This window comes from Pseudomonas fluorescens (assembly GCF_041354075.1).
In the GTDB taxonomy this organism is placed as follows: domain Bacteria; phylum Pseudomonadota; class Gammaproteobacteria; order Pseudomonadales; family Pseudomonadaceae; genus Aquipseudomonas; species Aquipseudomonas fluorescens_CE.
In genome coordinates, this window is record NZ_JARZGC010000007.1 from 297,831 (window position 1) to 310,559 (window position 12,729).

Annotated in this window: 12 protein-coding genes; 2 read left to right on the forward strand and 10 right to left on the reverse strand. The window is 60.0% G+C overall.

What is annotated here, in order from left to right:
* Positions 1-42: 42 nt before the first annotated feature.
* From QIW53_RS12445 to QIW53_RS12490, 10 genes are all read right to left on the reverse strand, one after another.
* Positions 43-2,004: a DUF7844 domain-containing protein gene (locus QIW53_RS12445; protein WP_371049909.1), complete on the reverse strand. Its 1,962-nt coding sequence runs from the start codon at positions 2,002-2,004 to the stop codon at positions 43-45.
* Positions 2,001-2,321: a DUF2388 domain-containing protein gene (locus QIW53_RS12450; protein WP_371049910.1), complete on the reverse strand. Its 321-nt coding sequence runs from the start codon at positions 2,319-2,321 to the stop codon at positions 2,001-2,003. Before QIW53_RS12450 ends, QIW53_RS12445 begins: the two co-directional genes overlap by 4 nt.
* A gap of 27 nt (positions 2,322-2,348) precedes the next feature.
* Complete coding sequence (locus tag QIW53_RS12455) at positions 2,349-2,651, reverse strand: DUF2388 domain-containing protein (RefSeq protein ID WP_371049911.1); 303 nt, start codon at positions 2,649-2,651, stop codon at positions 2,349-2,351.
* Between the two features lie 105 nt (positions 2,652-2,756).
* Positions 2,757-3,074, reverse strand: coding sequence for a DUF2388 domain-containing protein (locus QIW53_RS12460; protein WP_371049912.1), 318 nt, complete (start codon positions 3,072-3,074; stop codon positions 2,757-2,759).
* A 318-nt stretch (positions 3,075-3,392) separates the two neighbouring features.
* Positions 3,393-3,608 carry a DUF1127 domain-containing protein gene (locus QIW53_RS12465; RefSeq protein WP_371049913.1) on the reverse strand — a complete coding sequence of 72 codons (216 nt, stop codon included), beginning with the start codon at positions 3,606-3,608 and terminating at the stop codon, positions 3,393-3,395.
* Between the two features lie 319 nt (positions 3,609-3,927).
* Positions 3,928-5,421 carry an acetyl-CoA hydrolase/transferase family protein gene (locus QIW53_RS12470; protein ID WP_371049914.1) on the reverse strand — a complete coding sequence of 498 codons (1,494 nt, stop codon included), beginning with the start codon at positions 5,419-5,421 and terminating at the stop codon, positions 3,928-3,930.
* A 180-nt stretch (positions 5,422-5,601) separates the two neighbouring features.
* The gene (locus QIW53_RS12475) at positions 5,602-7,035 is read right to left on the reverse strand and encodes an NAD(P)(+) transhydrogenase (Re/Si-specific) subunit beta (RefSeq protein ID WP_371049915.1); all 1,434 of its coding nucleotides are present in this window, start codon (positions 7,033-7,035) and stop codon (positions 5,602-5,604) included.
* A complete protein-coding gene (locus tag QIW53_RS12480; protein ID WP_192307356.1) occupies positions 7,035-7,358 on the reverse strand; it encodes an NAD(P) transhydrogenase subunit alpha in 324 nt (107 codons plus the stop codon). The genes QIW53_RS12475 and QIW53_RS12480 overlap by 1 nt, the downstream gene beginning before the upstream one ends.
* Positions 7,359-7,373: 15 nt before the next feature.
* Complete coding sequence (locus QIW53_RS12485) at positions 7,374-8,495, reverse strand: Re/Si-specific NAD(P)(+) transhydrogenase subunit alpha (RefSeq protein WP_371049916.1); 1,122 nt, start codon at positions 8,493-8,495, stop codon at positions 7,374-7,376.
* Positions 8,496-8,928: 433 nt separating this feature from the next.
* The gene (locus QIW53_RS12490) at positions 8,929-9,828 is read right to left on the reverse strand and encodes a LysR family transcriptional regulator (protein WP_371049917.1); all 900 of its coding nucleotides are present in this window, start codon (positions 9,826-9,828) and stop codon (positions 8,929-8,931) included.
* 158 nt (positions 9,829-9,986) lie between these two features.
* On the opposite strand from QIW53_RS12490, the gene QIW53_RS12495 reads away from it, so the two are divergent.
* Both QIW53_RS12495 and QIW53_RS12500 read left to right on the forward strand, forming a co-directional pair.
* Positions 9,987-11,168, forward strand: coding sequence for an acyl-CoA dehydrogenase (locus tag QIW53_RS12495; protein WP_305410712.1), 1,182 nt, complete (start codon positions 9,987-9,989; stop codon positions 11,166-11,168).
* 12 nt (positions 11,169-11,180) lie between these two features.
* On the forward strand, positions 11,181-12,401 hold the full coding sequence (locus QIW53_RS12500) for a CaiB/BaiF CoA transferase family protein (protein WP_371049918.1): 1,221 nt from the start codon (positions 11,181-11,183) through the stop codon (positions 12,399-12,401).
* The last annotated feature ends 328 nt before the right edge of the window (positions 12,402-12,729 follow it).

The window sequence follows — 12,729 nt, forward strand, 5'->3', positions numbered from 1 at the left end:
GCTTGGCACGAAGGCTTCAGGACGCTGTTCTGAAGCCTTTTTTCATGGCAGTTCCAAGCCGCCTGCTGCTTTGTGCAATTTGCGCAAATGCTCGCCCACCTGCTTCAAGTTGGCTTCGTTGGCGGCCATTTCGGCCGCGCGCCCGGGTTCGAGCAGGGCCCTGACTTCCTTGTCCAGATCACCGGTCAGCAGTTGCAGCTGCTTCTGCCGCAGGCTGCTTTCCGACTCCAGGCGCTCCCATTCATTGGGTTGTGGCAAGCCATAGCCGCCGGTGCCCAGCAGCTCGGCCGGACGGCTGAGGAAGCCGCTGTTGGCGAGAATCTCCTGCAAAGTCGCGTTGGCCTTGTCCATGCCGCCGTTTTTCAGTTCCCGAGCGCCGAGGTAGCGTTGTTTCACCTCGTCCTGAGCCAGCACCAACTGCTGGCGGAAGGCGGCCTGTTCCAGCAGCAGCAGGGCCGCGCTGGTGCGCAGGTCGGCCTGTTCGATCCACGGACGGCGCTCTTCTGCCTTGAGGGACAGCCAGTCCTCGACCTTGTCCTGTTTGATCGGCAGGTGCTTTTTCAGCACCTCGAACATGGCCTGATAGCGGTCGCGGAAGGAGTCGAATCGGTAGCCCAGGCGCAGGGCTTCGCGGGGATCGTCCAGCACGCTGGTGTCCGCCAGCCCGCGACCCTTGAGCACTTCCAGCAAGCCGTTGGGCATGATGTTGTCGAGCCCGACCAGTTTGGCGTTGTTGCTGCCGCTGCGCAGCAGCTTCAGGCCTTCCACCGCGCAGTTGTTGGACAGGAAGAAGTAATTGCCGTCGTAGCTCCAGTGCATTTCCGCCGCGTGTTCCACCACGCCTTCGATTTCGTCGCGCGACAGGTTCAGCGGCACGGAGGCGAGGCTGCGCAGTTCGGTCTTGGTGTATTCGTCGATCACCTGGGCCAGGGGCAGGACGAACAGGCGCGACGGGTATTTTCCAACCAGGCCGTCCCAGCTCGACAGCTGCACGTCACCGACGAAGGCGCGGTAGGACAACACCAGGTGCTGGTCCAGGTCCAGTCGACAATCCGGGCCACGGGGGCGGCCTGGGGCGCAGATCACCAGGCGCAGCATGCTGTGGCCCCAACGGCTGACCCAGTTCTGGTTGGCTTCGGCCAGCAGGTAGTCGACGGCGTATACCCGCTCGGGGTCGACCTGACCCAGGGGCTGCTTGGCGAAGTCATTGCCGGCATTGAGGAAGGCGAAGGATTGGCTGCAGGTGTTCTTGGCGGCCGGCGCCCAGCCGAAATGCTCTTTGTAGTAGCGGTACAGCGAAGGGCGGCGACAGGCGTAGCTCGGATCGAGCAGGAAATACTCCATGTTGACCGCAACGAACTCTTTCGGGCTGCTCGTCTCGTAGATGTCCGGGCTGCGGGCGACCTGGCGATTGTGCTGCTCGCGTTCGCCGCGACGGCCCACGTATTGCGGCCAGCCAGCGAGGTCGAGCAGGCGCGGGTCATCGCTGAGGGTAAAGCGTCGGGCGGATTGACCACGGCATTCATCCGGGATGCCGACCAGCCCGGAGCTGTTGCTGCGTCGGGTGCAGCGCTGGATCAGCGTGCGTTCGGCGGCGGGCCATAGCCGCGCGCGGTCATAAATGTGGGTGAGTTCGTGCAGCACCGTGGCCAGCATCTCGCGGCGCACGGTGCCGTGGGGACGGTAGGTTTTCTTGCTGGCGGCGCTGCCATCGGTGAGGCTGGCGAGCAGATTGCGATTGAGGTCCAGCTCGGACACCAGCGATGCCTGGCCGTAGGCGTTGCCCGGCATGTCATCGGTCCAGCCCACATCGATGCGTCGGTCGAGTTGTTCGATGAAACGCGGCGGCAATGCCTGCATCGCTTCATCGAGCAGTGCCTGGCTGGCCTGCTGTTGGGCCGGGCTCAGGCCCTCGGTCTTGAGGCGTAATTGCAGGCCGGCCTGGGCCGTATTGCCAAGCAGCAACACGAGCCCGGCGAGCAGCCAGGTCCCGAACCGCCTCACAGTGCGAGGATGGCTTCGGCCAGTGCCTGGTCACTGGCGTCCCGGGCTTCCGGTACGCGGGTGCGCAATACATTGATGGCCGCTTCCAGGTGCGCGCCGCGGATTTCACCTTCGCTGGCAACGAAGCTCGCTGCATCGTCATGGGCTTCACGAACGATTTTCGAATCGCGAATGGACGTGGTGGTATCGGAAGTGAAATCAAGGGAACGGCGGGTGGCGTTGAGCAGCATGTTACTGGTGCCCACCAGGGTGTGTGCCTGGGTCACGTCGGCCAACAACAGCAGGCCAAGGGTGGCGATTATCAGCGGGTTACGCATGGAACGACTCCGGAGGAACAAGGATAACTATTGGACGAGAATAGCCTGTGCCAGTTCAAGGTCGCTTGCATGAAGTTTTGGCTGGGTCCGGTGCAGATAATTCAGGGCGGACTCCAGTTGTGCTCCGCGCAGTTGGCCGTCGCTGGCAATGAATGACGCAGCGTCATCCCGGGCAGCCAGGAGCTTACGGTCGAAGGGGGCGGAGGTCACCATGCTTGTGGCGTAACCCGAAGCGACGACACCTTGGGTGGTCAGGTCAAAGGCCTGGACGGAACCCGCCCAACAGGCGATGAAAACCGGTGTGAACAGCAGGTATTTAGGAAAGCTCATGGGACTCGACAGTTGAAAATGAGTCCCAAGGCTAGCGTAACGCCCGGCCTAGAGCCAGCGCCGAGATGCTGGGACAGGTCGTGAGTGTCCCTGTTCGGTGGCGATTCAGATCGTCAGGATCGCCTGGGCCAGTTGCGCGTCGGTCGCGTTCAGGTCAGGTGCCTGGTGGCGAATGTGGTCGAGCGCGCTTTCCAGCTTCACGCCCCGGATGGCGCCTTCGCTGGCAACGAAACTGGCGGCATCGTCACGAGCCGCGCGGACGATCTTGTCATCGCGAAAAGACGAGGTGACATCGGATGTGGCATCGGATGTGGCCTTGAGCGCCCCGACGACAGCGTCGGTGGTCACGATGAAGCTGGTGGCGTGGGAATTGGCAGCCACGGCAAGCAGGGCTGCAGCACTGAGCAGGCGGAGACGGGACATGGTGTAACTCCTATGGGTGTACTGATTGAGAGGTGGCGCAGTATCTGTTGAGTCAGACGCCTGTCACGCAATCATCGCCACGTTCTGGATTGATATTAGGCCTGGCAGTGGCAGTTCGCACAGTACCCTCTGCTTCGTTCAACTGTAATGGCAAGTATGTAGAAAATCTAAAACTGTACCTGTTGCGAATTCCAGCCTCAATTTCTCGTTTCAAAGGCCGGAAACGACAAGGCCCGTCGTGGTTTCCCACGACGGGCCTTGTTTGTTCAATTCGGGTGCTGGCGGGTGATCCTGCGGATCAGAGCCAGCGACGCTGATTTAGCGCCAGAACGGCTTGGCCAGTTCTTCGTAGCGTTGTGCTTCGCTGATCCCGGCATCGGCCAGCAGACGCGAATCCAGGCGAGCCAGTTGATGGCGGCTGGCGATGCGGCGCTGCCACAACATCAGGTTGGCGAGAACGCGAAGAGGCATGGAAGCCTGGGTTTTTGCAGCAGTATCTTCGAAGAACAGCTCGGAACTGAGTGTACGTTCCATGGTAGACATCCTTCCGCTTGTGGCGGGATTAGGTAGTGGTTTAACTGATGCCAATGATCCTCTCGTTTGGCCAGTCTCTCTAGATACAGTTCACCTGTATTGTGAGGGACCAGTTAACTGTTTGAAGGGGGTGTACTGGTCTAAATTGAGGCAACTGTACCTGTCTGCACTCTATTGGTGCAATTTAGTCGATTTGGATGATTGAGGCGGGATAAATTGGTAGGAAATGACCGGTACAGCAGTACAGTTTTAAACATATTACTGTGGGTTGAGGTGCAGCTGACGAAACGGTGTTTGCGTCAGCTGCTATCTGTACCCGTTACTGGGCGAGCATGCGCCCGGTGGCTTCCAGGTTGACGTGCCAGCTCAGGGCATCGCGCAGGATGTGTGGGGTGTGTCCGCCCAGCGCGCAAGCCGCGGTGAAGTAGTCGTCAAGTGCCTGGCGGTAATCCGGGTGCACACAGTTGTCGATCACCGCGCGAGCCCGTTCCCGGGGCGCCAGGCCTCGCAAGTCCGCCAGGCCGATCTCCGTCACCAGGATGTCGACGTCGTGTTCGGTGTGATCGACATGACTGACCATCGGCACCACGCTGGAGATCGCGCCCCCCTTGGCAATGGATTTGGTCACGAAGATCGCCAGGTGGGCGTTGCGCGCGAAATCACCGGAACCGCCAATGCCGTTCATCATTCGCGTGCCGCAGACGTGGGTGGAGTTGACGTTGCCGTACAGGTCGAACTCCAGCGCGGTGTTGATGCCGATGATGCCGAGCCGGCGCACCACTTCCGGGTGGTTGGAGATTTCCTGCGGACGCAGCACCAGTTTGTCCTTGTAGCGCTCCAGATTGCCAAACACGTCGCTGTTGCGACGACTCGACAGGGTGATCGAACTGCCTGAAGCAAAACTCAGCTTGCCGGCGTCGATCAGGTCGAAAGTGGAGTCCTGCAGCACTTCGGAGTACATCGTCAGGTCTTCGAACGGCGAGTCAATCAGACCGCACATCACCGCGTTGGCGATGTTGCCAATACCGGCCTGCAAGGGACCGAGCTTGTTGCTCATGCGTCCGGCGGCCACCTCCTGCTTCAGGAAGCCGATCAGGTGGTCGGCAATGGCCTGGGTGTCGGCGTCTGGCGGGGTGACCGTCGAAGGCGAATCCGGCTGGTTGGTGATGACGATGGCGACGATCTTCTCCGGGGGAATCGGAATGGCGGTGCTGCCAATGCGATCATCCACCTTCACCAGCGGAATCGGCGTGCGAGTCGGGCGGTAGGTCGGGATATAGATGTCGTGCAAACCTTCGAGGTTCGGGTTGTGCGCCAGGTTGATCTCGACGATCACCTGTTTGGCGAAAATGGCGAAGCTGGCCGAGTTACCCACGGAAGTGGTCGGCACGATATGGCCCTGCTCGGTGATCGCCACCGCCTCGATCACGGCGATGTCCGGTAGCTTCAACTGCTGGTTGCGCAGTTGCTCGACGGTTTCCGACAGGTGTTGATCGATGAACATCACTTCGCCAGCGTTGATCGCCTTGCGCAGCGTGCTATCGACCTGGAACGGCATGCGTCGCGAAAGGACGCCGGCTTCGGTGAGCTGTTTGTCGAGGTCGTTGCCCAGGCTCGCGCCGGTCATCAGGGAGATCTTCAGGGGGGAGACCTTGGCGCGCTCGGCCAGTGCGTGAGGCACGGCCTTGGCTTCGCCGGCGCGAGTGAAGCCACTCATGCCGACGGTCATGCCGTCCTCAATCAGAGCGGCAGCGTCCTCTGCGCTCATCACCTTTTCCAACAACGAAGGCAAGCGAATACGTTCACGGTACATGGATTGTTATCTCGGGCAACGAAAGCAAGGTGTGCAGTCTAGTGATTTGGAAAAAATTCCTCGCGCTACCATGGTCGAATGCAGAACCACGATTTAGAGCCTTTTGTCGGGTTTTGACCGGTAATAAAAAACCCCAGCCTACTAAAGGCTGAGGTTTTGGGTATTGCGCTGGAGCAAGTTTTAGTCCACAGCTTTGACCATGTCCTCGATGACTTTCTTGGCGTCGCCAAACACCATCATGGTCTTGTCCAGGTAGAACAGTTCATTGTCCAGGCCGGCATAGCCGCTGGCCATCGAGCGCTTGTTGACGATGATCGTCTTGGCCTTGAACGCTTCGAGAATCGGCATGCCGGCAATCGGCGATTTCGGATCGTTCTTCGCCGCCGGGTTGACCACGTCGTTGGCGCCGAGCACCAGCACCACGTCGGCCTGACCAAACTCGGAGTTGATGTCCTCCATCTCGAACACCTGGTCGTAAGGCACTTCGGCCTCGGCCAGCAACACGTTCATGTGGCCGGGCATGCGGCCGGCAACCGGGTGGATCGCGTACTTCACGGTGACGCCGTGATGGGTCAGCTTCTCGGTCAGCTCTTTGAGGGCGTGTTGTGCTCGGGCCACCGCCAGGCCGTAACCTGGAACGATGATCACGGTGTCGGCGTTGGTCAGCAGGAAGGTCGCATCGTCGGCCGAACCGGATTTGACCGGGCGCTCTTCCTTGGCGCCGGCAGGGCCTGCGTCGGCTGTGTTGCCGAAGCCGCCGAGCAGCACATTGAAGAAGGAGCGGTTCATCGCCTTGCACATGATGTACGAGAGGATCGCACCGCTGGAGCCCACCAGCGAGCCGGCGATGATCAGCATCGAGTTGTTCAGCGAGAAGCCGATACCCGCTGCCGCCCAGCCGGAGTAGCTGTTGAGCATCGACACCACTACCGGCATGTCGGCGCCGCCAATCGGGATGATGATCAGCACACCCATGACGAAGGCCAGGATCAGCATCAGCACGAAGGCCGCGAGGTTGCCGGTCAGCATGAAGGTGATGCCCAGTGCCAGCGTGGCCAGGCCCAGCACCAGGTTCAACTTGTGCTGGCCGCCGAACTGTACGGGTGCACCCTGGAACAGACGGAACTTGTACTTGCCCGAGAGTTTGCCGAAGGCGATCACCGAACCGGAGAAGGTGATTGCGCCGATGGCCGCGCCGAGGAACAGCTCCAGGCGGTTACCGGCCGGAATCGAATCGCCCAACTGTTTGACGATGCCCAGCGATTGCGGCTCAACGACCGCAGCGATGGCAATGAACACCGCCGCCAGGCCGATCATGCTGTGCATGAAGGCGACCAGTTCAGGCATCTTGGTCATTTCAACGCGCTTGGCCATGATCGAGCCAGCGGTGCCGCCGATCAGCAGGCCGACGATGACATAGCCGATGCCTGCGGTGGCGAGCTCAGCACCGAGCTTATAGATGAGGCCTACGGTGGTGAGGATCGCCAAGGCCATGCCGAGCATGCCGAACAGGTTGCCGCGCCGCGACGTGGTCGGGTGCGACAGGCCCTTCAGGGCCTGGATGAAGCAGATGGACGCGATCAGGTAGAGCGTCGTTACCAGGTTCATGCTCATTACTTCGGCGCCTCTTCTTTTGTGGCTTTCGGGGCTTTTTTCTTGAACATCTCAAGCATTCTGCGGGTGACCAGGAAGCCACCGAATACGTTCACCGCTGCCAGGGCCACTGCCAGGGTGCCCATTGTTTTGCCCAGTGGCGTCACGGTCAGTGCCGCAGCGAGCATGGCGCCAACGATCACGATCGCCGAAATTGCGTTGGTCACCGCCATCAAGGGCGTGTGCAGTGCAGGCGTAACGTTCCAGACCACGTGATAACCGACATAGATCGCCAGCACGAAGATGATCAGGTTGTAGATACCGGGGGAGATAAGCTCTTCCATCGTCTGAATCCCTGCTTAGGCGTTTTTGCGGATGACTTGGCCGTCGCGGCACATCAGGCACGCGGCGACGATGTCGTCTTCGAGGTTGATCTCGAACTGACCTTCCTTGTTGAAGACCAGTTTGAGGAAGTCCAGCAGGTTGCGGGCGTACAGGGCCGAAGCGTCTGCCGCGACTTCACCGGCCAGGTTGGTCGGGCCGCAAATGGTCACGCCATGCGCGACCACCACCTGATCGGCCACGGTCAGCGGGCAATTGCCACCCTGGGCGGCGGCGAGGTCGATGACCACGGAGCCGGGCTTCATTTGCGCCACAGTTTCCGCGCTCAACAGCGTCGGCGCCTTGCGGCCCGGAATCAGCGCGGTGGTGATGACGATGTCAGCCTGTTTGGCGCGCTCGTGCACGGCCAGGGCCTGGCGCTGCATCCAGCTCGCCGGCATCGGACGCGCATAGCCGCCGACACCGACGGCGCATTCACGCTCTTCATCGGTTTCGTAGGGCACGTCGACGAATTTGGCGCCGAGGGATTCGATCTGTTCCTTGACGGCAGGGCGCACATCAGAGGCTTCGATCACCGCGCCCAGGCGTTTCGCCGTCGCGATGGCCTGCAGGCCCGCGACGCCGGCGCCGAGGATCAGCACGCGCGCCGCTTTCACGGTGCCTGCGGCCGTCATCAGCATCGGCATGAAGCGTGGGTAATGGTGAGCGGCCAGAAGCACGGCCTTATAGCCCGCGATGTTGGCCTGGGAGGACAGCACGTCCAGGCTCTGAGCGCGTGAGGTCCGTGGTGCGGCCTCCAGAGCGAACGCGGTAATGCCGCATTCCGCCAGCCTGGCGATGGTTTCATTGCTGAACGGATTGAGCATGCCCACCACAACCGTGCCGCGTTTGATCAGGGCGAGTTCGCTGTCGTTGGGGGCGACCACCTTGAGAATCAGCTCGGCACCCAAGGCATCGCTGGCGCTGCCAATGGTTGCGCCGGCGGCTTCATAGGCACTGTCGATAACGCTGGCTTTTACGCCGGCGCCGCTTTGAACCGTGACCTTGTGGCCCTGGCTGATCAGCTTCTTGATGGTTTCCGGGGTTGCAGCAACCCGTGTTTCACCCGTCTGGGTCTCGAGAGGAACACCAATGTGCACGTCAAATCTCCTGCGTGATCTTATTGAATTAACCCAGGCACTTCGGATGGTGCGTCTGGGGCGGCCGATCAGCACGATCCCGCCCATTCAAGGCGGGGCGCGGCATTTTGCAGGCGAACCATGTGCCCATCAAGGGATTATGACGGGTGACGGAAAATTAACTACAAGTCACCCTGTGACCGAATGTCGCAACAGGGCGGGTCAATCCCTTATGAGCCTTGCCTCGTATGGATTCTGGCCGAATTTCAGAAAATTTCTCATTGACCGGGTGAATGAGCGGGCATGGGTGGCCAATGGCGGCTCAAAGCCACGTATTATGGCGCTTGTGGGACGTTTGTACTGATTCCGATACAGTCTGCGCATATGCGACAAATAATTATATCTGTAGGGCTTTTATTTTTCTGACTACGAAGTCAATTTACTCTGAATGCCTTTATTCTTCGAGGCTGTAGCTCTGTGCCTGGCTCACCAGCCAGTCGCGAAATGCCTTCAGGGACGCCGATTCGACCTTTCGATCAGGAATCATGAGGTAATACGCCTTGATACTCGTCAGGGATTGCGTGTTGGCGATTACCAGGCGTTTCTCCGCTAGTTCGCGCTGAATCAGAAACGGCGGGATCAAGGCAATCCCCATGTCATGCATGGCGGCCTGGGCCAGCATGGAGAATAGCTCGTAGCGGGGACCTGTCATGTCGCGCGGGACGTTCAGGTTTTGCGAGTTGAACCATTGGCGCCAGGCATAGGGCCGAGTGGTCTGCTGCAGCAGTGGCAGTTCGGCGATTTCGGCAAGGGTCAGGCTGGCCTTCCGGCCCATCAGGTGGGGGCTGCACACCGGCATGGGGTTTTCACCCATCAATCTGTGGGATTCGGTACCCGACCAGTCCGCATCGCCGAAGTAGATCGCCGCATCGAATTCGGTATCCGCGAACAGGAAGGGGCGGGTTCGGTTAGTGAGGTTGACGGTCACTTCGGGATGCTTTTGCTGGAAGTCCTTGAGTCGGGGCAGCAGCCACTGGGTGCCGAACGTCGGTACGACTGCCAGTTCGATCACGTTGGTGCCTTGCTGGCCCATCACCGACAGCGTGTCGCGCTCGACCGCGTCCAGTTGGGTAGCCACCCTGCGGCTGTAGGAAAGTCCGGCCTCCGTCAGTTTCACCCCGCGCCGGGAGCGTCGGAACAGTTCCACGCCGAGGAACTCCTCAAGGCTGGCGATTTGCCGGCAAATGGCGCCCTGAGTGAGTGAAAGCTCCTGCGCCGCCTTGGTAAAGCTCTCGTGGCGCGCAGCGGCTTCGAAGCTGATCAGCGCCGCTGTGCTGGGGATTTTCCTGCGCATGTACCTCTACCTCACTAATTCACCGCAAAATTAGCGTTTCTCGATCTCACGGAGTGAGAAATTAGCACAACAGTATGCGAAATCCTCGTTTGCGACAGTGCCGAAGCCGGCCTAGGATCATTGCCACGTTATTTGACCTGATTCGAGAGGACCTACTCATGGGCGGTAAAGTCAGCTTCAACTGGATTGATCCCCTGCTGCTGGATCAACAGCTCACCGAAGAAGAGCGCATGATTCGCGACACTGCCGAGCAATTCGCTCAGCAAAAACTCGCGCCGCGTGTTCTCGAAGCTTTCCGCCATGAAAAGACCGATCCGGCGATCTTTCGCGAGATGGGCGAAGTGGGCCTGCTCGGCGCCACCATTCCCGAGCAATATGGTGGTAGCGGCCTGAATTACGTCAGCTACGGTCTGATCGCCCGCGAAGTCGAACGCGTCGACTCGGGTTACCGCTCGATGATGAGCGTGCAGTCTTCGTTGGTGATGGTGCCGATCAACGAGTTCGGCACTGAAGCCCAGAAGCAGAAGTACCTGCCAAAGCTGGCGACGGGCGAATGGATCGGCTGTTTCGGTCTGACCGAGCCTAACCATGGCTCCGACCCGGGTGCGATGATTACCCGTGCGCGCAAAGTGGAGGGCGGCTACAGCCTGACGGGCAGCAAGATGTGGATCACCAATAGCCCGATCGCCGACGTGTTTGTGGTCTGGGCCAAGGACGATGCCGGCGACATCCGTGGCTTCGTCCTGGAGAAAGGCTGGAAGGGTCTGAGTGCTCCGGCGATTCACGGCAAGGTGGGGCTGCGTGCTTCCATCACCGGCGAAATCGTCATGGACAACGTGTTCGTGCCAGAAGAGAACATCTTCCCTGATGTCCGTGGCTTGAAAGGCCCCTTCACGTGTCTCAACTCCGCACGCTACGGCATCTCGTGGGGGGCGCTGGGGGCGGCCGAGTTCTGCTGGCATACCGCTCGCCAATACACGCTGGATCGTCAGCAGTTCGGTCGCCCATTGGCTGCCACTCAGCTGATCCAGAAGAAGCTGGCCGATATGCAAACCGAAATCACTCTGGCACTCCAGGGCTGTCTGCGTCTGGGGCGCATGAAGGATGAAGGCACGGCGGCGGTGGAAATCACTTCGATGATGAAGCGCAACTCTTGCGGCAAGTCCCTGGACATTGCTCGCATGGCGCGTGACATGTTGGGTGGCAACGGCATCTCCGACGAATTCGGTGTGGCGCGTCACCTGGTCAACCTGGAAGTGGTGAATACCTATGAAGGCACGCACGACGTCCATGCGCTGATCCTCGGTCGCGCGCAAACCGGCCTTCAGGCGTTCTACTGACAGGAGAACGCCATGGGCGCGCTTTCGCATCTGCGGGTACTGGATTTATCACGAGTGCTGGCCGGGCCCTGGTCCGGGCAGATATTGGCGGACCTTGGCGCCGAAGTGATCAAGGTCGAGCGCCCGGGCAGCGGTGACGATACGCGCGCTTGGGGGCCGCCTTTCCTCAAGGATGCCTACGGCGAGAACACCAGCGAGGCCGCCTATTACCTGTCGGCCAATCGCAACAAGCAATCGGTGACCATCGACTTCACGCGTCCGGAAGGGCAGCAACTGGTGCGTGAGCTGGCGTCCAGGTCTGACATCCTCATCGAGAACTTCAAGGTGGGTGGGCTGGCGGCTTATGGGTTGGATTATGCGTCGCTCAAGGCAATCAACCCGAAGCTGATCTATTGCTCGATCACCGGGTTTGGTCAGACCGGTCCTTATGCCAGGCGCGCCGGTTACGACTTCATGATCCAGGGTCTGGGTGGCCTGATGAGCCTTACAGGGCAGCCTGAAGGTGCGGAAGGGGCAGGGCCGGTGAAAGTTGGCGTGGCGCTCACGGACATCCTGACCGGTCTCTACTCGACCGTGGCGATTCTCGCGGCGCTCGCGCATCGGGATCAGGGCGGTGGCGGTCAGCACATCGATATGGCATTGCTGGATGTTCAAGTGGCTTGTCTGGCGAACCAGGCCATGAATTACCTCACGACGGGCAATGCGCCCAAGCGTCTGGGCAATGCGCACCCGAATATCGTGCCCTATCAGGACTTTCCTACGGCGGATGGCGACTTCATCCTGACCGTGGGCAATGACGGGCAATTCCGAAAATTTGCGGAAGTGGCCGGGCAGCCGCAATGGGCCGATGACCCGCGTTTTGCCACGAATACCCAGCGAGTGGCGAATCGGGCATTGCTGATTCCGTTGATTCGTCAGGCTACGGTGTTCAAGACCACGTCTGAATGGGTGGCCCAGTTGGAGCAGGCGGGTGTGCCGTGCGGGCCGATCAACGACCTGGCGCAGGTGTTTGCCGATCCCCAGGTGCAGGCGCGCGGACTGGCAATAGAGTTGCCCCATGCCCTGGCTGGGAAGGTGCCGCAGGTGGCGAGCCCGATTCGCCTGTCCGAAACGCCCGTGGAGTATCGCCATGCGCCCCCTGTGCTGGGTGAACATACGCTTGAGGTACTGCAGCGGGTGTTGGGGTTGCAGCCTGATGCGATAGCGGCCTTCAAGGCCACCGGGGTTCTTTGACGCCGTTCTCTCTATATAAAGGGGGGTGATAGCGGCTCTTCTATATAGAAGAGGGTTCAATTTCGGGCTCTCTGCAACTTATTGATAGAAATATAAAAAAACATGTTGACGGCAGATTCTGGACGTCTATAATTCGCCCCACTTCCGGCGCAGTCGAAACGGAAAACTCCTTGTTAAACAACGAGTTACGCGGTTTTCGATAGCGACATGCTTCAGGTCATCGAAGCCTGGAAGGAGTCGGTCAAGCAGCAAGTTGTCGCTTGATGGACGGTTCGATCTTCTCGGTCGAAAGCGGTGAAAAAGAGGTGTTGACAGCAGCGAGTAACGC

Coding starts and splice junctions, on each gene's coding strand:
- QIW53_RS12460 (WP_371049912.1), bottom strand. CDS start 3,074: ATGTCCCGTCTCCGCCTGCTCAGTGCTGCAGCCCTGCTTGCCGTGGCT.
- QIW53_RS12500 (WP_371049918.1), top strand. CDS start 11,181: ATGGGCGCGCTTTCGCATCTGCGGGTACTGGATTTATCACGAGTGCTG.
- QIW53_RS12465 (WP_371049913.1), bottom strand. CDS start 3,608: ATGGAACGTACACTCAGTTCCGAGCTGTTCTTCGAAGATACTGCTGCA.
- QIW53_RS12495 (WP_305410712.1), top strand. CDS start 9,987: ATGGGCGGTAAAGTCAGCTTCAACTGGATTGATCCCCTGCTGCTGGAT.
- QIW53_RS12470 (WP_371049914.1), bottom strand. CDS start 5,421: ATGTACCGTGAACGTATTCGCTTGCCTTCGTTGTTGGAAAAGGTGATG.
- QIW53_RS12450 (WP_371049910.1), bottom strand. CDS start 2,321: ATGCGTAACCCGCTGATAATCGCCACCCTTGGCCTGCTGTTGTTGGCC.
- QIW53_RS12480 (WP_192307356.1), bottom strand. CDS start 7,358: ATGGAAGAGCTTATCTCCCCCGGTATCTACAACCTGATCATCTTCGTG.
- QIW53_RS12455 (WP_371049911.1), bottom strand. CDS start 2,651: ATGAGCTTTCCTAAATACCTGCTGTTCACACCGGTTTTCATCGCCTGT.
- QIW53_RS12490 (WP_371049917.1), bottom strand. CDS start 9,828: ATGCGCAGGAAAATCCCCAGCACAGCGGCGCTGATCAGCTTCGAAGCC.
- QIW53_RS12475 (WP_371049915.1), bottom strand. CDS start 7,035: ATGAGCATGAACCTGGTAACGACGCTCTACCTGATCGCGTCCATCTGC.